At 49.6% G+C, this 25,507-nt stretch carries 24 protein-coding genes, 1 tRNA gene and 1 pseudogene; 18 read left to right on the top strand and 8 right to left on the bottom strand.

The annotated features are described in order from the left end of the window. Positions 1-14: 14 nt before the first annotated feature. From ygjJ to ebgR, 5 genes are all read right to left on the bottom strand, one after another. Positions 15-1,085 (bottom strand): protein YgjJ, encoded by a 1,071-nt coding sequence (gene ygjJ, locus A9587_RS06835; protein WP_000671503.1) that lies wholly within the window; start codon positions 1,083-1,085, stop codon positions 15-17. Between the two features lie 140 nt (positions 1,086-1,225). After that, on the bottom strand, positions 1,226-2,659 hold the full coding sequence (locus A9587_RS06830) for an amino acid permease (protein ID WP_001285444.1): 1,434 nt from the start codon (positions 2,657-2,659) through the stop codon (positions 1,226-1,228). A 62-nt stretch (positions 2,660-2,721) separates the two neighbouring features. Next, positions 2,722-3,171, bottom strand: a complete 450-nt coding sequence (locus A9587_RS06825) for a beta-galactosidase subunit beta (RefSeq protein WP_001517130.1) — start codon at positions 3,169-3,171, stop codon at positions 2,722-2,724. Beyond that, complete coding sequence (gene ebgA / locus A9587_RS06820) at positions 3,168-6,260, bottom strand: beta-galactosidase subunit alpha (RefSeq protein ID WP_105263783.1); 3,093 nt, start codon at positions 6,258-6,260, stop codon at positions 3,168-3,170. Before ebgA ends, A9587_RS06825 begins: the two co-directional genes overlap by 4 nt. A 183-nt stretch (positions 6,261-6,443) precedes the next feature. Continuing rightward, on the bottom strand, positions 6,444-7,427 hold the full coding sequence (gene ebgR / locus A9587_RS06815; RefSeq protein WP_000212448.1) for a transcriptional regulator EbgR: 984 nt from the start codon (positions 7,425-7,427) through the stop codon (positions 6,444-6,446). 218 nt (positions 7,428-7,645) lie between these two features. Here ebgR and A9587_RS06805 point away from each other — a divergent pair, with 218 nt between their 5' ends. Next, the gene (locus A9587_RS06805; protein WP_000450593.1) at positions 7,646-7,978 is read left to right on the top strand and encodes a tRNA-binding protein; all 333 of its coding nucleotides are present in this window, start codon (positions 7,646-7,648) and stop codon (positions 7,976-7,978) included. Positions 7,979-8,021: 43 nt separating this feature from the next. Here the strand turns inward: A9587_RS06805 and ygjG are convergent, their stop codons facing one another. Next, positions 8,022-9,401 (bottom strand): putrescine aminotransferase, encoded by a 1,380-nt coding sequence (ygjG, locus tag A9587_RS06800; RefSeq protein WP_032141512.1) that lies wholly within the window; start codon positions 9,399-9,401, stop codon positions 8,022-8,024. 418 nt (positions 9,402-9,819) lie between these two features. Here ygjG and aer point away from each other — a divergent pair, with 418 nt between their 5' ends. Then, positions 9,820-11,340: an aerotaxis sensor receptor Aer gene (gene aer / locus A9587_RS06790; RefSeq protein ID WP_105263784.1), complete on the top strand. Its 1,521-nt coding sequence runs from the start codon at positions 9,820-9,822 to the stop codon at positions 11,338-11,340. Positions 11,341-11,457: 117 nt separating this feature from the next. Here aer and nfeR read toward each other — a convergent pair whose 3' ends face one another. Beyond that, positions 11,458-12,087: a DNA-binding transcriptional regulator NfeR gene (gene nfeR, locus A9587_RS06785; protein WP_000017992.1), complete on the bottom strand. Its 630-nt coding sequence runs from the start codon at positions 12,085-12,087 to the stop codon at positions 11,458-11,460. A 277-nt stretch (positions 12,088-12,364) separates the two neighbouring features. Here nfeR and nfeF point away from each other — a divergent pair, with 277 nt between their 5' ends. The 14 genes and pseudogenes from nfeF to A9587_RS06705 all read left to right on the top strand — a co-directional run bounded on the left by nfeF (position 12,365) and on the right by A9587_RS06705 (position 24,082). Further along, the gene (nfeF, locus tag A9587_RS06780; protein WP_000185302.1) at positions 12,365-13,129 is read left to right on the top strand and encodes an NADPH-dependent ferric chelate reductase NfeF; all 765 of its coding nucleotides are present in this window, start codon (positions 12,365-12,367) and stop codon (positions 13,127-13,129) included. Between the two features lie 284 nt (positions 13,130-13,413). Next, positions 13,414-14,835, top strand: a complete 1,422-nt coding sequence (locus A9587_RS06775) for a tyrosine-type recombinase/integrase (RefSeq protein WP_021536613.1) — start codon at positions 13,414-13,416, stop codon at positions 14,833-14,835. Further along, positions 14,828-15,544: a hypothetical protein gene (locus tag A9587_RS06770; RefSeq protein ID WP_021536612.1), complete on the top strand. Its 717-nt coding sequence runs from the start codon at positions 14,828-14,830 to the stop codon at positions 15,542-15,544. The genes A9587_RS06775 and A9587_RS06770 overlap by 8 nt, the downstream gene beginning before the upstream one ends. A 142-nt stretch (positions 15,545-15,686) precedes the next feature. Further along, positions 15,687-15,896, top strand: a complete 210-nt coding sequence (locus A9587_RS06765) for a helix-turn-helix domain-containing protein (RefSeq protein ID WP_001049623.1) — start codon at positions 15,687-15,689, stop codon at positions 15,894-15,896. 9 nt (positions 15,897-15,905) lie between these two features. Further along, positions 15,906-16,907, top strand: coding sequence for a host cell division inhibitor Icd-like protein (locus A9587_RS24425; RefSeq protein ID WP_109043814.1), 1,002 nt, complete (start codon positions 15,906-15,908; stop codon positions 16,905-16,907). Next, positions 16,900-17,220: a hypothetical protein gene (locus tag A9587_RS06745; RefSeq protein ID WP_105263785.1), complete on the top strand. Its 321-nt coding sequence runs from the start codon at positions 16,900-16,902 to the stop codon at positions 17,218-17,220. Before A9587_RS24425 ends, A9587_RS06745 begins: the two co-directional genes overlap by 8 nt. Positions 17,221-17,226: 6 nt before the next feature. Then, positions 17,227-17,526 carry a DUF4222 domain-containing protein gene (locus A9587_RS06740; RefSeq protein WP_001261497.1) on the top strand — a complete coding sequence of 100 codons (300 nt, stop codon included), beginning with the start codon at positions 17,227-17,229 and terminating at the stop codon, positions 17,524-17,526. Next, complete coding sequence (locus tag A9587_RS06735) at positions 17,523-19,334, top strand: DNA primase family protein (protein ID WP_105263786.1); 1,812 nt, start codon at positions 17,523-17,525, stop codon at positions 19,332-19,334. Before A9587_RS06740 ends, A9587_RS06735 begins: the two co-directional genes overlap by 4 nt. 787 nt (positions 19,335-20,121) lie before the next feature. Next, on the top strand, positions 20,122-20,328 hold the full coding sequence (locus tag A9587_RS24635) for a hypothetical protein (protein WP_001277644.1): 207 nt from the start codon (positions 20,122-20,124) through the stop codon (positions 20,326-20,328). Further along, the gene (locus tag A9587_RS06730) at positions 20,328-22,241 is read left to right on the top strand and encodes a ClpP-like prohead protease/major capsid protein fusion protein (protein ID WP_077126183.1); all 1,914 of its coding nucleotides are present in this window, start codon (positions 20,328-20,330) and stop codon (positions 22,239-22,241) included. The genes A9587_RS24635 and A9587_RS06730 overlap by 1 nt, the downstream gene beginning before the upstream one ends. Before the next feature lie 30 nt (positions 22,242-22,271). Then, a pseudogene (locus tag A9587_RS24985) lies at positions 22,272-22,433 on the top strand (phage tail protein); the annotation flags it as partial. Next, the gene (locus A9587_RS24420; RefSeq protein ID WP_077126181.1) at positions 22,430-23,002 is read left to right on the top strand and encodes a tail assembly protein; all 573 of its coding nucleotides are present in this window, start codon (positions 22,430-22,432) and stop codon (positions 23,000-23,002) included. The pseudogene A9587_RS24985 and the gene A9587_RS24420, both read left to right, overlap by 4 nt. A 310-nt stretch (positions 23,003-23,312) precedes the next feature. Then, a complete protein-coding gene (locus A9587_RS06710) occupies positions 23,313-23,798 on the top strand; it encodes a DUF1441 family protein (protein ID WP_066019346.1) in 486 nt (161 codons plus the stop codon). A 2-nt stretch (positions 23,799-23,800) separates the two neighbouring features. Beyond that, a complete protein-coding gene (locus A9587_RS06705) occupies positions 23,801-24,082 on the top strand; it encodes a hypothetical protein (RefSeq protein WP_001596797.1) in 282 nt (93 codons plus the stop codon). Between the two features lie 541 nt (positions 24,083-24,623). Here A9587_RS06705 and A9587_RS06700 read toward each other — a convergent pair. Continuing rightward, positions 24,624-24,699, bottom strand: a tRNA-Ile gene (locus A9587_RS06700). Positions 24,700-24,824: 125 nt separating this feature from the next. On the opposite strand from A9587_RS06700, the gene mug reads away from it, so the two are divergent. Beyond that, positions 24,825-25,331 carry a G/U mismatch-specific DNA glycosylase gene (mug, locus tag A9587_RS06695; protein WP_000227305.1) on the top strand — a complete coding sequence of 169 codons (507 nt, stop codon included), beginning with the start codon at positions 24,825-24,827 and terminating at the stop codon, positions 25,329-25,331. 104 nt (positions 25,332-25,435) lie between these two features. Further along, the coding region (locus A9587_RS24980) for a hypothetical protein (RefSeq protein WP_001675268.1) at positions 25,436-25,507 on the top strand (72 nt) is incomplete at its 3' end.

The raw sequence follows: 25,507 nt of genomic DNA, 5'->3' as shown, positions 1-25,507 counted from the left end.
GATTACTGTCCTTATTACCAGTAAAAATATTGCATCAGGAAGAGTTGGTCGCTGGGATCGTGAGAGGCATTTTTCATGTAGAAGCGGCTGTCAAAAGCCGTAGCGAAACGTCCGCCACCGTATTCGTACCAGATACCAAACTGCATGAAAGAGGTGGTTTCATCGTCTGCGTGGTCAGGGCGATGTCTGGCGTAGGTGTAAGCGGTGGAGAGATAAATGCCTTTTAACGCTTCATACATGGCGCTCACCATCATCCCGCTTTCACTTCCCGGTACGTCCAGCCCGTCGGCGCGTCCGGTATGGTGCCAGGCGCGTGCGGCGAAGTTAGGGGTAAGCAGGCCAGTGAGATAAAGCTGTCCTGTGCCGTCGGTAATTTCCAGACCGTTCATCCAGGTGATGCCTTCGGCAAGGTCATACTGGATGTAACCGTTCATCATTGCCGGATAGGTGTATTTATCGTCGTAGCGATCGTATTTGCCAAAATGCAGCCAGGCTTTGCTTTCGTCATGATGTCCGGCAGGTGTGGCGGTGACGCTATAACGAAAATTACCGGTTAGGTTTTGTACCTTCAGCGCGGTCATAATGTCACGGGTATTGGGAATGACGTAGCCCAGATCGGGCGTGAAATCGCCCCACCATTGCAGGTCATCCAGTGAGGAATCCTGACGCAGACTCAGCATGATTTCGGTGCCATCATTGGTACGATAACCGCCATAGAAACGGTTAATCCCACCTTCAAAACCGCCCCAGCTATGGTCAGGCACCCATGCATTGCCGTCGTGGTCGGCCTGCACGGTCCAGCCTTCACCGTAAATCAGGCCGAACCAGGAGCCATACTTCATCTCCAGGCCACCTTCAATATAGGTGCCGTCACTGTATTTATGTTTATTCTCACCCTCTAAATCCATATATCCACCAACCCCTAATTCGCCGTAAAAACGAAATGAAGGAGAAGACGTCGAAGTAATCGCGGGTGTTTTTGTGTCGTCATGTTCTGCCGGACGTGCTTCATCAGCGGCCGCAAAAAACGCGTAGCAAAACGGCAGAGCAACTAATGCTCTGCAAGGCGTACTATTAAATTTCATAATGTTAATCCATGAGCTAAAGAAAAAGTACAGCCTTTTATCGACATAATTAATAATGTTAAAAATACTCAGGCAGAAACTATTTTCCCTCTCCCCATCCAGGAAGAGGGAAAATGCCTGCTCATTTTTTATTAGTCTGCTTAATCCACGTTGTTGGCTGGCGTCGCTTCAATATGGCGTTCTTCAGCCGTTAATCCTTTTATATATTTGCTGTATTTCCACCACGCAAAGCCGAGGAAAATAACAATACCGCCGACGTTATAAAAAATGATGGTCAGAATATTTGCACCGGTCGGGAAGGTCGAGGCGACAAATCCTACGGCAAATATCGCAATCAGCATTGAAACAACGATAATACCGGTGCGACGGGAACCCATACGGAAATCACGTGGCAGGTGATCTAATTTGGCGCGTAAATTCAGATAGGCCAGCATGATGAATAACGGCGGAAGCATGGACGCTGCCGCGGTCATATTAATAATAGTATTCATTAGATCCTGCACGGTATTGGAGCCGAGCATCGGGATAATCATCAGTGGGATCACGATCAGGAACTGGATCCACGCCGCGCGCGCCGGAACGCCGTTTTCGTTCAGTTCGACGGTTTTCTTACCAAAGATCCCTTCCGGGATTTCGGAGAAGAAAATTTTCACCGGCGTTGCGGTCCACATCAGCAGGGAACCGAACATCGCGGTAAAGGACACAAGGCCAACAAAGCGGTTCATTAACGCTTCCGGCAGACCAAAGTATGCGGCCATGCCGTGGAATACCTGCACCGATCCGCCAGTAAATTTCAACTCTTTGCTGCTGACGAAGACGTTAATCAGCACCGAGGAGACGGAGTACAGTACACCGATAAAAATCCCGGCGAGGATGATCACTTTAACGAACGATTTCGATCCGCCTTTAACGTCGTTAACGTACACAGCAACGGACTCTGCGCCGCCTGCGGCCATAAAGATCCAGGTGGTAACGCCGAGGAACGCCCAGTTAAAGTTCGGGATCATCGCGTCAACGGTGATGGGGTCTGCAGGTTGTACGCCGCCAACCAGCGCCGTACCTGCCAGTAAAATGTAGGAGAGCGTTAACAGCAGCATCAGCGTTGAAGTAACGGAGGTGATTGGTCCCAGCATTTTCGCCCCGTTGGTGGAAACCCATGTGGAGAAGGCGAACAGCACCATGCTGATAATGGTGGTGGCAACTGGCGTCATAATATATTCGTAGCCGAGGAAGGCATACGAGGCGTAAGCAATAACGCGCGGCAATAATGAGGTGAAAAAGAACAGGTTCACGAACCAGTAGGTATAGGCAGTAATAAATGCCCAACGTCCGCCCAGCGAACTTTTTACCCATGCGTAGACACCAGCTTCCGAGTTTTTATTTAACGAAACAAATTCTGCGATGATCAGACAGAAGGGAATAAAATAAAAAATCGTCGCGAGGAAAAACATCGGTGCCGAGGCCAGTCCAAGCTCAATATTATTATTGATGACGTTATTAAAGCTATAAACGGCGGCAAAAGTCAGCGAGAGCAAGCCGAATTTGCCGATTGTATTACGTTTGGTATCAGACATAACACATCTCCGAAAATGAGTAGGGTAGCGGTGGCGGCAAACTCCTTTTGCCGCCGTAGTTGTTATTTGTTATGGAAATAACCATCTTCGATGGTGACTTTGAGAACGACCTTTTTGACTGCGTTATTACAGATAAACCGATACGCTTCATGGTTATCGCAAATAATGATTTGCCCTTCATGAACTTCAACGGTTTCTCCGCAGCCCTTTAAATATTCACGGTCAGTTTCATCGCGATAATATTCCACGACCTGTAACATCTCTTTCGGTGCATATTCAATTTTTTGCTGCCCTTGCAGGTAGTAATGCACTTCAAAATAGCGGCGATGTCCGGTAAATAACGCATCAGTCGCGGAGTCGTTTTCCACTCGATAGGTCAATGAGTCACCGATGGAGTGGGCAACGCCAGGCTGAATATTGTCGATATTTTCAATCGCTTCAACGCAGCGTTGCCACTTCTTGCCAGAGGCGTAAATCTGGCGGAACTGTTCTAAGTTATCGATGATCCTCATTGCTTATTCTCGCTGTGCAAATTCGTGGAAAAGAACCCTGCGCCGAACTCATGCGACGCCAGGCTTTGCGCGGTGGCTTCTCCGCCAGAAACTGGCAGCAACGTAAAGCCGTAGCTGAAGTCACGGAACCAGACGCGCCAGGAGTCCAGCACCTCGCTACCCCAGGAGTTGGAGCCGAGGCCAAGCAACTGGTGGTCGAGGTTCAGAGTGATGTCATCGCTGCGCCGCAGCTCGTTGCAGTGCTGGGCTGCGTGGATGTTCTCCTGGGTATAGTGCCAGGCGCTGAAGTTAATCGGGCGCTGCGGAACCACCAGCAGACCGCTGCCGTGGCGGTTAGTCAGTGCCGCCCAGCGGACATGCTGGCGGTTGCCGTTGTTCTGCGGGAAGGGATAGTTCTCGAACATGGCATCGACGTTGCTGCGCCAGATATCGATGATGTTAGCCTGCTGGCTGTCGGCGTAGTTTTCGCCCGGTCCACGTCCGTAATACGCCACCTGATCGTATTCGCCGTTAATTCCCATGGTGAAACCGATGCACGGAATGATGTGCGGATAGTCGCCGTAACGTTCGCCGGAAAGTGCCACGTTAACCTGACCATCGGCAGCGATGCGCCAGATGTAGGTGCAGCGCATCCCGAAGTCAAACACCGGCGGGGCAATAACCGTGCGGCTGATGATCAACACCTCGCCATCACTTTGCTCAACGGCAAAGTCGCGCAGATGCTCCTGCATGATCTGCAAATGATTCGGTTGCCACAGTCCTTCGTACTCCTGCTTGTGGTTGTCGATCATTGGCTTGAAGAAGTTGATCTTTGGCTCGCGAGTCAGCAGTGATTCGCCATTCACCTGCCATGACGTCGGTTTGCCAGTCAATTTTGAGAAGGTGATTGCGAAGTTGTAGCCGCGAACGGTGCAGCTCAAACGTTCATCTTCCAGCTTCAGCGGATGGGCGTTATTCGGCGCGAAAGGCACAGGCTGCGCAGTGTTTTCCTTCAGCGGGAACTGATAAGTGGCGATAGGGTGCCCGGCGTCGCTGTAGCGAGTGCGGGAATCTTTGGTCACCGTAATGTTGAGAAACGCTTCGCGGGTGTCCAGTTGCGGCAGCGTGATGTGCAAGGGGGCTTCGCTGTTCGGCGCAACGTCGCGCAGCTTAATTTGCTGCGTCGCGAGCGTTTCACCTTCGGCGCGCACGTCTACGTGCAGGGTGTAGTCATCAAGCGTGGTAAACCACAGTTTATTTTCGACTTTCAGTTCGCCGCGATTCAGATCCAACGCGTGAATTTTTACCGGCGCGATAACCTGTTTGTACTCTTTCAGACCCGGCCCCGGTGTCTGATCGGAATAGATCAAACCATCAAGACAGAAGTTATAGTTGTTGGGATAGTCGCCGTAATCGCCGCCGAATTTATACCAGACGTTGCCGTTGTCATCCTGCGCCTGGATCCCGTGATCACACCACTCCCAGACATAATGCCCCTGAATGCAATCGTGCTTATAGAAGACGTTCTGGTATTCCGTCAGCCCGCCAGGTCCGTTACCCATCGCATGGGCGTATTCACAGATGATGCGCGGTTTTGGATGCGGGTATTCACCAAACTCATTCATCAGCGGCACGCGGGTGTACATGGTGGAAATAATATCGACCACTTCAGCATCGCGATCTTCTTCGTAGTGAACCAGACGCGTGTCATCCAGCGCCTTCGCCGCGTGGTACATCGCGCGGATGTTACAGCCATAGCCGGACTCGTTGCCCAGCGACCAGATGATGATCGACGGATGGTTTTTCTGCGCGTGAATATGACGAACGATGCGCTCGACGTAGACTTTTTCCCACTGCGGATCGTCGGTAATGCGGCTGATATCACCAACGTTAGCAAAGCCGTGCGATTCGACGTCGGTTTCCGCCATTACAAACAGGCCGTAGATATCACACAGTTCGTAAAAACGCGGATCGTTTGGGTAGTGAGCAGTACGCACAGAGTTGATGTTGTGTTGTTTCATCAACTGGATATCTTTCTCAACGCGATCTATCCCAACGGCGCGGCCTTTGCGATGATCGTTGTCGTGGCGATTGACGCCGTGCAGCATCACATAACGGTTATTGATCCAGAACAGACCGTCGCGCACTTTGATATCACGGAAGCCAACGCGTTGCGGCACCACTTCCAGAACATTGCCGTTGGCATCTTTCAGCGTCATGACCAGATGGTAAAGATAAGGGGATTCTGCCGACCATTGCTGCGGCTGTTCGACAGTAAAAGCAAAACTGGCGCTGGTCAGTTTTTCAATTGCCAGGTGATTAATGGCGCTGCGGTGCACCACGCGTTTGCCGTCGAACAGGGTATATTCCAGCGTCGTTACGGCAGGGGAGGCAGCGAGATTTTCCAGCACCACTTCGCAGGAAAGTGTGGCGTCGCAATAGGCTTCGTCAAAGTCGGTACGCACGGTGAAATCGTTAATGTGCGTCAGTTGTTTACCGATCAGATAAACATCGCGGAAGATCCCCGCCGACCACCACATATCCTGGTCTTCCACGTAGGTGGAGTCAGCCCACTGCATCACGCGCACACACAACAGGTTGTCGCCGGTTTTAACCATCGTACTGATGTCAAACTCTGCGGTCAGGCGACTGCCCTTGCTGAAGCCAACATACTGACCGTTAACGTAGACTTCAAAATAGGTTTCGACGCCGTCAAATTTAATCAGCGTCTGTTTACCCTGCCAGCCGTCGCTGAGGGTGAAAATACGTTGATAGGCACCGGTTGGGTTATCGCTGGGAACAAACGGCACATCGATGGGGAATGGAAAACCTTCGTCGGTATATTGCAGTTTGCCGTGACCTTCCATTTGCCACATGGCGGGGACGGTGATGTGCCCCCAGTCAGCCATTAGCTCAGAGGTGAAGGCTTCTGGCACTTGCAGCGGATGATCAAAAAAATGGAAATTCCACTGACCGCTTAAAGGCTGAAACAGGCTGCTGGTTTCGCGGGCAAAGGTACGTGCCTGCGCAACAGAATCATATGAAAAAAAGTACGCACGCGGCGTAAGTCGGTTTTCGTGGGTGAGCTGAATGTTTTCCCAGCGATTCATAGGGCCTCCCGGTAGAGAGAAATCGGAACCATTTATGGCGATGGTAGTTTGTGTAATTGATGGGGAGTTTAGTAAAATTTTTACTAAAAAGTAGCAGGTAAATGCATTTACTTTAACTGGATCACGAAAATAAACGGCAGCACTGTCCGGCAAAAACGATTGCCAGACAGTGTGTGAGGGGATTTAGCGGGTTGTACCGCGCAGTTTTAATTTGCTGGGAACGAAGACTAGCAGCGGCAGCGCGCGACCATCGCGAGCCTTTTCATACACCAGATTAACGCCCTGGCTTCCCATCATCTCGGAATGGATTCGCACGGTTGAGAGCGGCGGAAAGGTAAATCGCGCGGTAGGAATGTCGTTAACGCTGATAAGCGAAATATCCTGCGGGATGTTCAGGCCACGTTCATGAATTGCCCGTAGTACGCCGATAGCAATGGAATCGGAAGCGACAAACAATGCCTTCGGGTAGTTTTCCCGCGCCAGCATTTGTTTTGCCAGTTCATAGCCTGACGAGCTGGAAAAACCGCCGCGCCAGATATCCTCTTCGCGCACAACGTGCTTGAGATGACCATACTCGACAAATGCCGCTTCGCGAATATCTGCTTTGCCTGGCTCGTCTTCGCCGCCAATAAAACCGATGCGATTTACACCCTGAGCAATATAGAAATCGATGATTTCTTTACTGATGCGTGCCAGATCGATATCTACCGCATCGTAATTGCTGCCTGGCTCGTGAAAGTCGATAAAACAGATATTATCGGTTAACGCACTGGCGGCGGCGCGTAGGGCAGGCGTGGGCTTGCCGACAATTAAAATGCCGGTGACGTTTTTAATGTCCGGCAAGCCGTTGTGCTCATAACAGTTGGTCAGTTCGATCGCCAGCTTTTCGCACTGGGTTTCAATGCCGTGACGGATCGCCAGATAGTAAGGGTCGTTGATCTCCAGCTCCTGCTGGTAGCTGTAGATGGCCAGAATATGGTGCTGGTTGACTGCACCAGTCTGTAATTTACGGGCGCTGCTGGTCTTGTACTCCAGCTTTTCTGCGATCTCCAGAATGCGATGTTTCGTCTCTTCCTTTACATTCAATGTCGGATCGTCATTTAAGACCCTGGATACTGTCGCCAGGGATACGCCAGCTTCGATTGCGATGTCTTTTAGTGTTGCCATGTTTACCTTTTTTACTTTCCCTGATGTGCGCCTTCATTGTAGAGGAAGTGCTTATTGGGTCACCTGTTTTCAGTAAATAAAGCGCGTTTCTTTGACGCTGTAACGGTAACACAGTGGCTTACGAATGTGATCACGCCTGCATTCTCTATTTTTAGCCTACAGGATTCAGAAAAACTTTTGCTATAGTTTAGTAAAATTTTACTTGAAGGGGAGAAACAATGGAAACCGTGGCTTACGCTGATTTTGCGCGTCTGGAAATGCGTGTCGGGAAGATTGTGGAAGTTAAACGCCATGAAAACGCCGACAAGCTGTACATCGTACAGGTTGATGTCGGTGAAAGAACGCTGCAAACCGTGACCAGCCTGGTGCCGTACTACCGCGAAGAAGAGCTGATGGGTAAAACGGTGGTGGTACTGTGCAATCTGCAAAAAGCAAAAATGCGCGGTGAAACCTCGGAATGCATGCTGTTGTGTGCAGAAACTGATGACGGCAGTGAAAGCGTGTTATTAGCGCCGGAGCGGATGATGCCTGCGGGTGTGCGTATCGTATAAAAAATGGCGGATGGCGAATTTGCCTCGCTATCCGCCATCGGTATTACGCCTCTTCGACACTTACTCGCATGGCGGCCAGCGCCTTACGCGCCGCTTTGATCACCTGTTCACACTGTTCAATGCTCAGTGTCAGTGGCGGTTCAATGCGGATCGTTTTGGCATTGTTGAGCGTTCCGGCAACCAGCACGCGCTGGCGGAACATCTCGCTGGCAAAGTTGTAGCCGATTTCGTTATCAACAAACTCAATCGCCATCAACATTCCTTTGCCGCGCGCGTCCTGCACCAGATCGGGATATTCCCGCGCCAGTTGACGGAAACCGTCCAGCAACATATCGCCTTTTTGCTCAGCCTGGGCCGGTAAATTCTGTTCCAGCAACACGTTGATGGTTGCCAGCGCTGCCGCACAGGCCAGCGGGTTGCCGCCAAAAGTGGTGGTATGCAGAAACGGATTGTCGAACAGCACTGAGAATACCTCTTCGGTGGCGATGGTCGCGCCAATCGGCATCACGCCGCCGCCGAGGGCTTTCGCCAGGCACAGGATGTCCGGCTGAACGTTCTCATGTTCGCAGGCGAACATCTTGCCTGTGCGCCCCATGCCCGTTTGCACTTCATCGAGGATCATCAGTGCGCCGAACTCATCGCACAGCTTACGTACGGCGGTGAGATAACCCGGCGGCGGCAGAATTACACCACCTTCGCCCTGAATTGGCTCAAGGATCACTGCGGCAACATCATCACCGGTTTTTTTGCACTCGCTAAGGGCTGTGCGCATGGCTTCAATATTGCCAAACGGTACATGACGGAAACCCGGCAGCAGCGGCATAAACGGTTTGCGGAAGGTCGATTTCGCCGTGGCCGACAGTGCGCCAAGCGATTTGCCGTGGAACGCGCCGCTGGTAGCAATAAAAGTAAATTTGCCGCGCGGTGACTGATAAGCCTTCGCCAGTTTTAGCGCCGCTTCAACGGACTCGGTGCCGCTATTACAGAAGAAGCTGTATTTCAGTTTGCCGGGCGTCAGCGCGGCAAGGGTTTTCGCCAGCATCGCCCGTAACGGGTCGAGCAACTCCTGGCTATGCAGTGGCTGTTTCGCAAGTTGATTCTGTACGGCGGAAACTACAACTGGATTACGGTGCCCCACGTTGAAAATTCCAAAACCTCCTAGGCAGTCAATAAACTCCTGTCCCTGGGTGTCGACAAGCGTATTTAAACCTCCCGCTTGCCACTCTACGGCTCCGTAATCCCCGCCAGCGGTAACAGATTTGCGATACTCTAAAAATCCCGGATTGACATGTTCTTTGAAGTATTCAATCACCTCCCGGTTAAGTGCTTTCATCTCCTCATGATCCAGCGTTCGCTTTTCAATGAGATTCAGGGCGTGGGCGCTGCACGCTAAAGCCGATGCGCTCGAAGGTAACCTGTTCAAAATATGCTCCGGAGGCTCGCGTATCACATGATACCGATTTAAGTATTGCAGGGATTGCGCCACTCCGGCTGCGATTGCGAAAATCGGGATAAACACAAATGCGGCAATCATCTGTGCAACATTTAATACTGATTGTTAACATTTGTTGTTATTTGGTACGATTTCTATCGAGTATGGATTTTGCGCTTGTTATGTAAATGCACTCTTTCAGGGCAGCAAATGCCTGTTTTTTGGGCAATGTAATTAATGTTATCGCATAGTAACATGGTGAAAGTATTTTAAATCAATGAATTACATTTTGTGCTTTAATCGCAAATTGCGATCTAAATCAAATTAAACCGCTAAAGATAACCGCGCCGGGGCCGACATAACTTCCGACAAGAAGTTAACAACAATATAACCTGCACAGGACGCGATTATGTCTTCTCATCCGTATGTCACCCAGCAAAATATCCCGCTGGCTGACGATACCACTCTGATGTCTACTACCAATCTACAAAGCTATATCACACATGCTAATGACACTTTTGTGCAGATTAGCGGCTATACATTGCGGGAGTTACAGGGGCAGCCGCATAACATGGTGCGCCATCCGGATATGCCGAAAGCGGCCTTTGCTGATATGTGGTACACCCTGAAACAGGGGGAACCCTGGAGTGGAATCGTGAAAAATCGGCATAAAAATGGCGATCATTATTGGGTGCGGGCGAACGCGGTGCCGATGGTGCGCGATGGCAAAATCAGTGGCTATATGTCGATTCGCACGCGGGCGACGGATAAAGAGATCGCAGCGGTAGAGCCGCTGTACAAGGCGTTGAATGTCGGGCGCACAAATAAGCGTATCCATAAAGGTTTAGTGGTGCGTAAAGGCTGGTTGGGAAAACTCCCTTCATTGCCGCTTCGCTGGCGGGCGCGTGGAGTGATGGCGCTGATGTTTATCGCGCTGGCGACCATGCTCTGGTTTGCCGCCGCACCAGTGGTGAATTATTTCCTCTGTGCGTTAGTGATGCTGTCAGGAATTGCCTGTTTTGAATGGCAGATTATTCGTCCGATAGAAAATGTCGCCAGCCAGGCGCTGAAGGTGGCGACCGGTGAGTGTAACAGTGTTGATCATCTGAATCGCAGTGATGAACTGGGGTTGACGTTGCGGGCAGTAGGGCAGCTTGGTTTGATGTGCCGCTGGTTGATTAATGACGTATCAAGCCAGGTTTCCAGCGTCAGAAGCGGCAGTGAAACGCTGGCAAAAGGCACCGATGAACTTAACGAACATACTCAGCAGACGGTAGATAATGTTCAGCAAACGGTAGCGACCATGAATCAGATGGCAGCGTCGGTAAAACAGAACTCTGCCACGGCTTCGGCTGCCGATAAACTTTCTATTACCGCCAGTAATGCGGCAGTGCAGGGCGGGGAAGCGATGACCATGGTGATCAAAACGATGGATGATATTGCAGACAGTACTCAGCGCATTGGCACTATTACTTCGCTGATTAACGATATTGCTTTTCAGACCAATATCCTCGCGCTGAATGCGGCGGTGGAAGCGGCGCGTGCCGGAGAGCAGGGTAAAGGTTTTGCGGTGGTTGCGGGCGAAGTACGTCATTTAGCCAGCCGCAGCGCCAATGCTGCCAACGATATTCGCAAGCTGATCGATGCCAGTGCTGATAAGGTGCAATCCGGTTCACAACAAGTGCACGCTGCCGGACGGACGATGGACGATATTGTGGCACAGGTGAAAAACGTCACCCAATTGATCGCCCAGATTAGCCATTCAACGCTGGAACAAGCTGATGGGCTTTCCAGTCTGACCCGTGCGGTAGATGAACTTAACCTGATTACCCAGAAAAACGCCGAGCTGGTGGAAGAGAGCGCGCAGGTGTCAGCGATGGTTAAACACCGCGCCAGCCGACTGGAAGACGCGGTGACGGTGCTGCATTAATCGGTATGCCGGATATCATGGTTGGTACACAATGCCTGATGCGATGCTGGCGCATCTTATCAGGCCTACGGGCGCGTAGGCTGATAAGGCGTTCACGCCGCATCCGGCAATCGGTGATTAATCCAGTTGCGTAATATCAAAAGCGGCGCGGTCAATTACCGCAATGATCTTTTTTATCTGCGCGTCGCTGATGTCACTCTGGTTGACACGTAAGTCCAGCACCGCTTTAAAATTATCCAGCGCCCGCTTCATTTGCGGGTTCTGGCGTAGCGCAGCGCCAACGCAGCGGGCTTTGATCCGTTCTTCAATCATTTCCACTTGTTCGCGATTTTCTTCCAGCCACTGCGCGCCCTGTTCGGTCAGCGCAATCTGCTTCTTGCCGCCTTCTTCTTCGCGGATGGTAATCAGCGACTGCTCCTGGAGAAAATCCAGCGTCGGATAGATGACGCCCGGACTTGGGGTGTAATTTCCCTGGGTCAGATTCTCAATCGCTTTAATCAACTCGTAACCGTGGCTGTCATCGCGTGAAAGAATATCCAGAATCACCAGACGCAATTCACCGTGACCAAAGAAACGCTGCCGACGACCACCGCCGCGACCGTGACGACCACCGCAGCATTGACCATGCTCGTGCTCATGCTGATGACCGTGCCCGCAGTGCTCGTGTTCTGACTTCTCACCTTTGCAGCAGCCTTCATGGCGTGGCTGGCCTTCATGTTTACAACACCCTTCGTGATGATGGCTCATAATCAGCCTCCTGTTGCTTAATTAGATATATCTAATTTATATCTAATGTGAACATTACTGCAAGTGCAAAAATGATTTTTAAACGCAGATGTGCTCAACATGTAGGCCGGATAAGGCGTTCACGCCGCATCCGGCAGCCTTGCTATGGTGCTGAATGCCTTCACATACTTCAGATATATCAATTCTACAAATTGCTTGCATTTATCATGATTAGCAATCATTATCATTTGTGAATTTTATTTAGATATATCTGATTACCATCACGAAGGCGATAACAATGACTAACTCTCCCCGCTACCCACAGCGCGTTCGAAATGATCTGCGCTTCCGTGAACTGACTGTGTTACGTGTTGAGCGTATCAGCGCCGGTTTTCAGCGTATTGTCCTTGGCGGCGAGGCGCTGGACGGTTTTACGTCGCGCGGCTTTGACGATCACAGCAAACTCTTCTTTCCTCAAACTGACGCTCATTTTGTGCCGCCAACAGTAACGGAAGAAGGTATCGTCTGGCCGGAAGGACCGCGCCCGCCGTCGCGTGACTATACGCCGCTGTACGATGAACAACGCCATGAACTGGCGATCGATTTCTTTATACACGACGGCGGCGTCGCCAGCGGCTGGGCGATGCAGGCGCAACCAGGCGATAAACTCACGGTGGCCGGACCGCGAGGTTCGCTGGTGGTGCCGGAGGATTACGCGTATCAGGTGTATGTCTGCGATGAGTCCGGAATGCCTGCACTGCGCCGCCGCCTGGAAACGTTGAGCAAACTTGCCGTTAAACCGCAAGTTACTGCGCTGGTCAGCGTGCGGGATAACGCCTGTCAGGATTATCTCGCGCACCTTGACGGTTTTAACATCGAATGGCTGACGCATGATGAGCAGGCGGTGGACGCGCGTCTGGCGCAGTTGGCAATTCCTGCCGATGATTACTTCATCTGGATAACCGGTGAAGGAAAAGTGGTTAAGAATTTAAGCCGTCGCTTTGAAGCGGAACAGTATGATCCACAGCGGGTACGCGCAGCGGCTTATTGGCACGCGAAGTGATTGAACAGAAAGAAAAAAACAAAAGGCTGACGATTTCTCGTCAGCCTTTTGCTGTGTCTGGTGGCCCCTGCTGGACTTGAACCAGCGACCAAGCGATTATGAGTTGGTTGATAACCCTTTACTTACAGATACTTAGCGATACTTTTCAATACCTTAGCATTTTTTAAAACTACTGTATAAATACCTGTATATACCCCAAAATACTTCTTTACGGTATCCTATAGGTATCCTGGAGCAGAACAAGCGATTTTCCAGGATACCAGATCGCTTGGTGGGGTGTATGAGTGAAATTATTCAGATTCTCTAAAGTAAAAATTGCAGAACTGCCAACGCCGGAACATGGACAGGTCGAATATGGTGATACGGAGGTTAACGGGCTGCGTGTCCGTGTAGGTTCGTCTGGTGTGAAAAGTTTCTGCATTTCCCGTAAGCGTAACGGAAAATTTATTCGTGCAACGCTGGGGCGTTTTCCTGATCTGAGCGTGGATAATGCCAGGGCTAAAGCTATGGAACTCCTTGGCGAAGTCGCCACAACGGGGATAAATCCGAACATAGCAAAGCGCACTAACAACAAGGCCATGATAACGCTGAGTGAGGCGATTGACGCCTACGTAAAAAATCGTGGCCACCGCCTGAAACCCTCCACAGAAAAACAGTACCGCAGCATATTACAGAATTATTCCGGTGACTGGATGGCCCATACCCTCGCCAGTATTTCCCGCGAACGGGTGGAACAACGGCATAAGGCCATCACTGATGGGGCTGTATGGTTCGGTGCTGATAAAACCACGTTACGGGCTGGGGTTGGTACAGGAAGCAAGGCACAGGCCGATTTATGGGCGCGTGCGCTACGTGCTGTGTGTCGGTTTGCGCATGATCATTACCGTGATGATGCGGGTAATACTCTTTTACCGGATCCGCCGACTCTGGTACTGAGCACCAAGCGCCAGTGGCACGGAACGGTAAGAAAAACGGAACGTATCCGCCTGCATGATTTTCCCCGCTGGTTTGCTGCTGTAGCTGCTGTGCGCGACCAGGGCGAACAGGAAAGGGATGATATAGCTGTTACGGTATGTGATGCCGTGGAAATGGCACTGTTTACCGGACTGAGGAAATCAGAAGTTTTTGGCCTTACGTGGGATCGCGTGAATATGGGCGGTCGCTTTTTCTGGATAGACACCACGAAAAACGGGGATCCGCTTGAACTGCCGATCACTGATACGTTGCGGAAAATGTTTCTTCGCAGGCTAAAAAACAAAGCTGCTGATGATGTGCTGGTGTTTCCTGGCGTGAAGGGAGTGATTCAGGAGACACGGCACATCATAGACCGGATAAGCGCGGCTACCATTCCTGAGGCGAACGATGAAATGCTCTTCCCTGTCCCGTTTAAGTGGCACGACGCACGCCGGACGTTCGGAACGGTTGCTGAGCTGGTGGGCGTGGGTAATTACATCCTCAAGCGCCTGATGAATCACCGCACTATGCGAAGTGCCGACGTAACGCAGGGGTATTTACATTTCGGTGCTGATGAACTGCTGGAGCCAGCATCACGGATAGAACGGGCAATTCTGGAACATGCCGGGCTGGTGGAGAGTAAAAAATCTATCGATGCGCAATTACTTTCCGCACTGGAGGGCATGAGTGATGATGAAAAACGTCGTTTACTATTTGCTATAGTACAAGAAAAGAATGACATATATGGGTGATAACAATATATCGGTCAAACAATATATTATTTATTCGGTTATGAATGATTTAATTACTGGTGGGCGAGACTCTTCAGTTTTAAACGTTCCTGTATCTTTATCCCCGAAAAACTCCACCATAGAGGCTATAAAACGCTTGATTGATGATATAAGAGATTATTTTTATAAATCAAAGTATCCAACAAGAGAATTTCTTTTGTGTTATGGTTTAGAATTAAGAGAAATCGAGCAATATCCTATTGAATTAGCTATAAGAATGGATTCATGTGGTTTTTTAATATTTGATAGTAAACTATCTTGTCAGGTTGTCGATACTTTAAATTCAGCAGTTGCATTGTACCATGTCGGAATGCGTAATCACGCAGACAAACTTACTAGGGTTGGTGTTGAGTTATTGCTTAATGACTTTTTTGAAGAAATTATATCGAACCATGAAAAAGATAAAAAAATAAAAGATGCTTTATCCTTATCACAGAAAGAAAAAGCGCGCAAACCAAGAAATCATTATTACAATGAAGTTATGCACGTAATTAAACTAACATGGGAAAAGTACCCTAAAGCCAGTAAAACAGGTTTATTGAACGAGCTTTCTGTTTACTATCATGGGAAAGTAAGTAAAAACACTCTGGATAAATGGATTAAAGAATCAGGAGCACAACCACCAAGACCTGATAAATATTCTTCGTTTGAACTTGTTCACCCCCAATAGCTGGCTAGTGTATCTTAATAGCTGGCTATTAAGGCTAAATAACTGGTAACCTCCCCACAGCAACTGGCTATTGGGCTAAAAACAAAATACCCATTGATTGATATTTATCACCGTTGTTACTTAGAAGTACACGGTGATAGATATGAATTTAAAGAAATCTGATTTATCAACTGACCGCCTTACACGTGCTGAAGCTGCTGCCTACCTTGGCGTTAACAATCAAACGCTGGCGAACTGGGCCTGTACTGGCAAGGTAAAAATCCCTTTCCATAAGCTGGGGCGCAAAGTGCTGTATATGCGCACTGATCTCGATGCTTATCTTGCATCCACTCGCAGAACGCAGACGGTGTAAGGGGGAGTGATGGCACATAAAACAAAGGCGACCGCAGAGGGCCGCCAGTGGCATAACACTAAACTTGAGCATATCCAGAATACCAGGTTGTTGGCTGGTGGGCAATGCTATCAGTCTGGCTCGATTCGCTGCCATGCCTGCAATGAGCGTATTTTCCTAGAATACTCTTTAAGGTACTTCTCAAGGATAAACGCACATGGTGCGAATCTCTCCGGTTCATGTTCGTTTACCGCATTTTTGCGTTGTTTTTTCTTGGATGAGGATAATTTCTTTAATGATTTGTCAGTCATCGTAGATACCTGTAACCCTGTGCGCCACAGTTCACCGCACCACGGCGCTGGTGATGGTTACTCCTGCTCTTTGGCCTTGCGCCGCTGGCGGCGTTTGATCTCATCAAGGATTTTTCTTGGTAAGAAGCCTGCTGGTTTATTCTCTGGTAGAGAAAGTTTGTTATCGGTCTGCTTTTCAGTCATACATCAGCCTTTAGGTTCAATGCCGCGTCGCTTTAGTTCGGCACGAGCTAATTCTTTAAACCAATTGCCGAGGGTTAGGCCATCGGCGGTTGCTGCCTCGTTTACTTGCTGGCGTAGTTCTTTGCTAATTCGTATCTGGAATGTCGGCGACCATCCCTCGCCGCGTGGTGATTTATCCCGCTTTAATGTTGACATGTACGTACGTAACTCCTATTATCATCAATATTACGTACGTACATTAACAGTAAGTGCAACAAAAAACAAAGCCCCGCAAGTGTCGTTACCACTCGCAGGGCTTCTAACCACCAACGATAACGAGAGTATCGAGGTAGCTATGAGAAATCATACCATACACCCGCAAGGGCGGGATTCGCACAACCTGAATAAATTCGCCTGGCGTTTTATCGCCCTGAGCGCCGCAAAACCGCGTGTGATTACCATCGTGGCCACCAGCGAACAGGAAGCACGCCAGCAATCCCCGGCTGGCTGCGTGATGGTATTCGCCGCCCGTATTCGTCAGGGGGTGTGCCATGCCTGATATGTCAAATTACCAGTACCTGATTAATCCGCATTTTAACTGTGAGCATGATATTGCTAAAAAGGTTTATTCCGCTGCGGATGTGGCGACTGACAATATATCAATGGCCGTTGCGTCAATTGGTAGCCTGATGTGGCATGCGTCAGAAAATGAGGACTATGACGAAAAGGCCATGCGCATTGATATGGGTAATATCGGTTTGTTACTGGCAATGCTTGGACATTTTGATATTTCGTTACGGTGCACCATTGAAAATGCCACAGATGCATTAAATGCCATAAAGAAAGCGAATACTGATTCAAATCGGGGATAAATAATCATGAGAACGTATTTATCTGGCTTGACTGCCAGCGGTTATGCACATCCCAAAATTATCCCCGGCGCTATTTATCGGGATAAGAACGGCAACAGAGTAACAGTAAAATCGATAATGTTTGACCGTGTGTATTTTATTCGTGATGGCTATTCATTTCATAGTTCGCTGAACGTGGAGATCTTTATTAGCAGATTCAGGCGGGAAATCCCGCTTTCCAGAAATAACCATGTGTCACGTGTGAATGTGGATAAAAAACTACAGGAACTGAAAAACATGATTGCCGCGTGGAGAGAGCAGAAATGAAAAAAGCGCCAAATTTAAAACACCAGCCACGTGACAAAATGACGGAAGTCATCATTTTTGCGGGTAGTGATGCGTGGGCACATGCGAAGCAGTGGCAGGAACAGGACGGGCGACTGGCTGGCGATAACGTGCCTCCTGTCTGGCTTGGAGAGCAACAACTTGCCGAACTGGACAACCTGCAAATCGTACCGGACGGACGCTATCGTGTGCGTCTCTATCAGGCGGGGTTATTGCGTCCGGGGCTTGTTAATACCATCGGGCAGAAACTGGCAGCGGCCGGTGTCAGGGATGCTGATTATTATCCTGAAGGAATGCACAGCCAGAAACGGGAGAACTGGCGCGAATATCTGGAACGTGAACGGGCAGAGCAGGCGGAAAAGAAAAAGGTAGTTGAACTGCCTGTAAAGAAAAAAGAGCGGGTAAAAGACGATAACGCTTCATCACTGGCGCTTAACCAGATGGGAGCAAGTCAACGCGGCGAAGTTCTCCTGGCACATTATGGCGGTGAACTGGCGATTCATGCCGACTCTGATACTGTTCACCATTACAACGGCGTTGTATGGGAGCCAGTACAGGATAAAGAATTACAGCGAGCTATGGCACAGATTTTCATTGATGCGGAGATCAGCTATTCGCAGAACGCCATTAAATCGGCGGTCGATACCATGAAGTTAAGTTTGCCTGTTATGGGGAATACAGCCCGTAACCTGATTGGATTCAGTAACGGGGTATTTGATACCAGAACAGGTAATTTTCGGGAGCATAACAAAAACGACTGGTTGTTAATTGCCAGTGAATTACCTTTCAGCCCACCAGCAGAGGGGGAAACGCTGGCAACACATGCGCCGAATTTCTGGAAGTGGTTACGCCGTTCGGTGGCTGAGAATGACCGCAAGGCGGATCGCGTACTGGCTGCATTATTCATGGTGCTGGCGAACCGGTACGACTGGCAGTTATTCATTGAGGTAACAGGTCCAGGGGGAAGTGGTAAAAGCGTGATGGCGGAGATTTGCACCATGCTGGCGGGTAAGGCCAACACAGTATCGGCAAGCATGAAGGCGCTGGAAGATGCAAGGGAACGCGCGTTAGTGGTTGGCTTTTCGCTGATTATCATGCCGGATATGACCCGCTACGCTGGTGATGGGGCAGGGATTAAGGCTATTACAGGCGGTGACAAGGTGGCAATTGACCCGAAACACAAAGCCCCCTACTCAACGCGTATTCCGGCAGTAGTGCTGGCGGTTAACAATAACGCCATGTCATTCAGTGACCGCAGCGGGGGGATCTCACGTCGTCGGGTGATATTCAATTTTTCGGAAGTTGTACCGGAGAACGAACGCGATCCAATGCTGGCGGAAAAAATAGAAGGTGAGCTGGCGGTAGTGATTCGCCATCTGCTTACACGGTTTGCTGACCAGGACGAAGCCAGACGCCTGTTATATGAGCAGCAGAAATCTGAAGAAGCACTGGCGATAAAGCGAGAGGGGGATTCGCTGGTGGACTTCTGCGGCTATCTCATGGCGTCGGTAATGTGTGATGGCCTGTTAGTGGGTAATGCTGAAATTGTGCCATTCAGCCCACGCAGGTATCTCTATCATGCCTATCTGGCTTATATGAGGGCACATGGGTTTGGTAAACCTGTAACACTGACGCGCTTCGGTAAAGATATGCCGGGGGCAATGGCGGAATATGGCAGGGAGTATATGAAACGGAAAACGAAGCACGGTTTGCGTTCAAACGTGACACTGACGGAGGAATCAGAAGACTGGATGCCATCATGTGTATCGGTCACTAATGACGATAGCTAAAATTAAACTTATGGAATAACTGTTCACCACTGTTCACCCTGTCATAAATATCTTTTATATCAGTATATTATAGGGTGAACAGTTATTTATGAACTGTTCACCAAACTATTCACTGTTCACCTTTTTGATTGTTTATTGAGCTTCAAGGGTGAACAGTGGTGAACAGTTGGTGAATAGTTTTTGTGAAACTGTTCACCCCTTAACATTATGAATTAAAAGAGAAAATATCAAAAGGTGAACAGGTGAAGGGTTAAAACGCAAAAATTTTAATTTACTGCTGTGAGATAAAGCCTATGACAGCGAAGCACACCAAAACAACAGGCGGGGAATGATGATCCGTACGGGGATAACATACCGTTTTAAGCAACGAGTGACAGAAGCCGGAGCAATCCGGCTTTTTTATGGGTCCTCCCGGTGTAGTGACCTGCCACGGGGCGGGAGCGGCGCGGAAAAAGGCTGGTTTTTGCATTTTCATGGCGGCGGCAGCATGTGTGATAATTTATTGATAATTAAAAGTTATTTCTGTTTTCACCTGTACAATATTTTTTTCTCCCTGTCATTAGACCAGTTTGCAATTAATTGAAATATATAAATAAATCTGTTTTTCACCTGCCAGGTGGAGTTGCCTGTGTCAAAACGTGTTCAGATGGCGGGATATTTATGCCGGATTTTCTCCGGCTTTTTTGTGTCTGAATCTCATTAATCTGTTTTTATGATAGAAATATGTTTATCTACCACTTTTATCGATCAATAATGTGCACAGTTTAGTCAGTAAGAGGAAGTTACTGTGAGTTGTATTAATGACCTGAACACGGGCGATATCAGGGGTGGTTCCGTTCATCTGGATGCGCAGACCGTTATGCGCCTTAAGCAGTACAGGATCGACCATATAAATCATCATCCTGACAAACCATTACCAGGTGTGGCGCAGATTGTCAGACATGCCGTAAACACCTGGCTTAATCAGAATGGTTTTGCATCGGTGGGGGAATAATGAATCGCTGGTACACCATTAAGGCGGCGGATGTTCGCGGAGCGGCGGATATATCTATCTATGAGGAGATTGGCGGCTTCGGTGTTACTGCAAAGCAGTTCGCGGAAGACCTGAAAGCCCTTGGCGATGTTTCACATATCAATCTGAGGATCCATTCACCAGGTGGTGATGTGTTTGAAGGCATCGCCATCTATAACCTGCTACGGAATCATCCGGCAGACATTACGGTTTATATCGATGGTGTTGCGGCTTCAATGGCTTCGGTGGTCGCAATGGCTGGCGATCGTGTAGTGATGCCGGAGAACGCCATGATGATGATCCATAAACCGTGGGGGATCTCTGGCGGAAATGCTGGCGATATGCGTGATTATGCTGATTTGCTGGATAAGGTGGAAACCGTGTTAATCCCTGCTTATGCCAGAAAAACGGGCAAATCAGCACAGGAAATTACCGCCATGCTGGAGGATGAAACCTGGATGGATGGGAAAGAATGCCTTAAGCACGGTTTTGCTGATGAATTGTTGCCATCCGTCAGAGCAATGGCGCGAATTGAATCGAAACGTACAGGAGATTTTTTACATATGCCGGAAACCATTAAAGGAATGATTACACCGCCACAGGGAGCGGCAAATATTGCTGGTAATGAACAGAAACGCATCAATGGAATAAGTGAAGTGTTTAGCCTGTTCGGCAGTCGTTACGACGGGATCAAAATGGCGTGTCTGGAAGATGCATCATGTACACCGGAAATGGCCCGTGAAAAGCTGTTGAACGAGCTGGGGCGCGAGTCCACGCCATCCAATAAAAATACCCCGCCTCATATCTATGCCGGAAACGGAAACATAACAGGTGATGCAATTCGTCAGGGGCTTTATTCCCGTCTTGGGTATGAACGCCCTGAACGAGGCAACCCTTACGCGATGATGAGCCTTTTTGAAATGGCCCAGGCATCACTGGTTGATCGTGGTATCACTGTGAGTGGTTTTATTAATCGCTCGCAGGTTGTTAATGCGGCTTTTACACACAGCAGCAGTGATTTTTCTCATATTCTGGCTGGTGGGGCTGAAAAATCTGTACTGAAAGGCTGGCAGGACAGCGGCGAAACGTTCCAGAAATGGACGCGTACCGGTTCGCTTTCAAACTTTCATGAAGCAAAGCGCGTTGGTCTGAATGGTTTTTCAAAGCTGGATAAAGTACCGGAAGGTGCGGAATATAAATACATCACCACCAGCGATAAAGGTGTACCTATTGCGCTGGCCACGTACGGGAATATTTTTTCCGTTACCCGTCAGGCCATTATCAACGATGACCTGACCCAGTTAACTACAATCCCCATGGCGATGGGACGCGCAGCCGCCAGAACAGTTGGCAATCTGGTTTATCTCCTGTTAACCAGCAACGGCAAGTTTACGGATGGTAAAGCGTTATTCCATGCCGATCATAAAAATCTTATTGCGAAGGATATGGACATGGTGGGGCTTGATGAAGCCCGTAAGCTGATGCGCCTCCAGGAGGATGCTAACGGCGACTCACTGAATATTACCCCTGCTTTTGTTCTGGTCCCTGCCGCGCTGGAATCTGCCGCGCGTCGCGCCATTCTGTCATCGTCATCAGTCTTTCCGGTTGGTGATGAGGGCACTATCAATCAGAACCCCGGCATCATTAACGTGGTGAAAGATATGGCAGAAGTAATTGTTGAGCCACGTCTTGATAAGGCCAATAGCAAGGAATGGTATGTAGCCGCAGCTAAGGGGATGGACACAATAGAAGTCGCTTATCTTGATGGTATGGATACGCCATATCTTGAGGAGCAGGTGGGCTTTACTGTTGATGGTGTCGCCTGGAAGGTGCGCATAGATGCAGGTGTCGCGGCCCTCGATTATCGTGGATTGCTGAAATCGAATGGAGCATGACAACAAGGCGGTACTTTGAACACGTGGGGCGGCGAGCTGCCGCACCATATTCCTGAACAACTGAGCAAACGAGAGAGGTATACCGACAAATGGCAGCGACGCACACACTCCCTCTGGCGTCACCAGGCATGGCACGCATCTGCCTTTACGGGGATTTACAACGATTTGGCCGCCGCATCGATCTGCGTGTGAAAACGGGGGCCGAAGCCATCCGGGCGCTGGCCACACAGCTCCCGGCGTTTCGTCAGAAACTGAGCGACGGCTGGTATCAGGTACGGATTGCCGGGCAGGATGTCAGCACGTCCGGATTAACGGCGCAGTTACATGAGACTCTGCCTGATGGCGCTGTGATTCATATTGTTCCCAGAGTCGCCGGGGCCAAGTCAGGTGGTGTATTCCAGATTGTCCTGGGAGCAGCCGCCATTGCCGGATCATTCTTTACCGCCGGAGCCACCCTTACAGCATGGGGGGCAGCCATTGGGGCCGGTGGTATGACCGGTATCCTGTTTTCTCTCGGTGCCAGTATGGTACTTGGTGGTGTGGCGCAGATGCTGGCACCGAAAGCCAGGACGCCCACGGCAGCAAGTACAGATAACGGCAAACAGAACACCTATTTCTCCTCACTGGATAACATGGTTGCCCAGGGCAATGTTCTGCCCGTTCTGTACGGTGAAATGCGCGTGGGGTCGCGGGTGGTCTCTCAGGAGATCAGCACGGCAGACGAAGGGGATGGCGGCCAGATTGTGGTGATTGGTCGCTGATACAAAACGTTTTATGTAAAACCGCCTGCGGGCGGTTTTGTCGCTCATGGAGCATAAACAATAGTGACAGTCGCCTTTTTTGGGTGGGTCCTCCCGGTGAGGTGGCCTGCCACGGGGCGGGAGCGGCGCGGAAAAAGGCTAGTTTTTGCATTTTCATTCGTCATCATCATCTTTATATGATATTGAATTTTAAGTATTTTTATTTTTAGTATGTTAATTTTGCTTGTTTTATGCTCAACATATAGCGCATTTTTTGACCTCTTCTGAAAGTTGTTCGCAAGATGCATGTTTAAAACATTCTGGAGCGGGTATGGATCGAGAACTGAAAAATCTGATGCTGAACATTAATCAACTGGCGGCGATAGCGGGAATATGTCGTCAGACTGCGGCGGCAAGGTTGAAAAACATCCAGCCAGCCGGAGGGCATGACAAGCTGAAACTCTATCGGGTGACTGACATTCTGACCTGTTTTCTTGATCTTCCCGTTCCGGCATCACTGGAAGAAATGGAGCCACATGACCGTAAGGCCTGGTATCAGTCCGAACGTGAGCGCCTCAGGTTCGAACAGGAAACGGCGCAACTCATACCCGCCGATGATGTGCGAAAAGAGATGGCTATATGGGGGGAAATCGTAAGCGAGGAACTGGCAAAACTCCCCAATATTCTGGCACGTGATGCCGGGCTTAAACCGATGGCAGTAAACAGAGTGCAGTCAATTATTGACGATTTGTGTAATCAGATTATCAGCCGGATGGTAAAAAATGACGTAGTGAATGAGGTCGCAAAACAGGCATGATAATGACCGAATCTGAAATACTGCGATTAATCCGCTGTGCTGGTGGAATCAGCCAGTTGGCTGACGAACAGGCCGCGCAGCCGGATACAGTCACCGCTGAAAATTACGCGCGTGTGGTGGCTGAGGTGATGCGCCGTGACGGTATTGAGCTTAACGGCGTGGATATGCGCAACATACGAACCAGAGTTCTTGAGTTGCTGGCATACCGTCGCCGTTCTCAACAACGGAGGGAGAGCGCGAAAAATACTTACCAGTGGAAGAAGCCGGAACGGCTGCGGCGGTAACTTGCTGATATTCCCGATAACGCAAAATTGCGTTGGCTGGTGGGTGAGTTGCAGATCTGCAACTCGACCATGAAATTACGGAAACTACCCGTAGTTTGGGTAGTAAGAGCAACACCCAGATTTTGGGGGTTACTTGTGATACCCATATTTTGGTTATCAGAGGAAGAAATATCGTTTCTCATATGTGAGTACCGAGGGCGGAATTCCGCCTTCGGTTACTTATTGTGCCCATGCACAGGGAGGGGCGGGTCAAATCTCTGTACCCTGACGTCTTCCGGACTGCCAGCCCCATCGATTTTTTATACCCGCGAAAAATGAAAAACGCTTCACGCTGGTGGGCCTGATGCCGATATGGGGATCCACATAACGGATTATCCGTGATTATCGACCAGCTATCATGTCGGATAGTTAAAGTTTCATGACAGGTATGATGTTGCGTAACTTGTTGTTTTTATACCTGCTTATACTCTGTCACGGTATCCTATAGGTATCCTAGAAAAAACGAAGGGGTCACGCTGTTAACGTAACCCCTTGATAGATATGGTGGCCCCTGTTGGGTTTGAACCAACGACCAAGCGATTATGAGTCGCCTGCTCTAACCACTGAGCTAAGGGGCCATGGTAGCGGATTATAAAGTAACTCCGTGTCGCAATCCAGCCATTACCGCGCGGCTGCTGTTTTTATAAACAATGTGTTTTCAATTCGTTATACTTCCTGCGGGTTGTGTTGTTCAGGAGTTAATATGGTTGACGATATTCTTGCGCCAGGATTGCGTGTGGTGTTTTGTGGCATCAATCCGGGTCTTTCTTCCGCGGAGTCTGGTTTTCCGTTTGCCCATCCGGCGAATCGCTTCTGGAAGGTGATTTATCAGGCCGGGTTTACCGACCGTCAGTTGAAGCCGCAGGAAGCGCAGCATCTGCTGGATTATCGTTGTGGCGTCACCAAACTGGTTGACAGGCCAACGGTGCAGGCTAATGAAGTGTCAAAGCAGGAATTGCACGCAGGTGGGCGCAAGCTAATTGAAAAAATTGAGAATTATCAGCCGCAGGCGTTGGCGATTCTGGGTAAGCAGGCGTATGAACAGGGATTCAGTCAGCGAGGCGTGCAGTGGGGGAAACAAACGCTGACCATTGGTTCGACGCAGATTTGGGTATTGCCGAATCCCAGCGGTTTAAGTCGAGTTTCTCTGGAGAAACTGGTTGAGGCATATCGGGAGTTGGATCAGGCACTGGTAGTGCGTGGGCGATAAAAAACGCCACCAGAAAGGTGTAATGCCGATCAGTTAAGGATCAGTTGACCGATCCAGTGGCTGTGTAAGAATCCGGAAACGCTCACTCGTTTCCGGATTTTTTTATGCACATTGGACAGGCCCTTGATCTGGTATCCCGTTACGATTCTCTGCGTAACCCACTGACTTCTCTGGGG

Source organism: Escherichia sp. MOD1-EC6162, assembly GCF_002965125.1.
Taxonomy (GTDB): Bacteria; Pseudomonadota; Gammaproteobacteria; order Enterobacterales; family Enterobacteriaceae; genus Escherichia; species Escherichia marmotae.
This window is presented reverse-complemented; position numbering and strand designations above follow the sequence as displayed.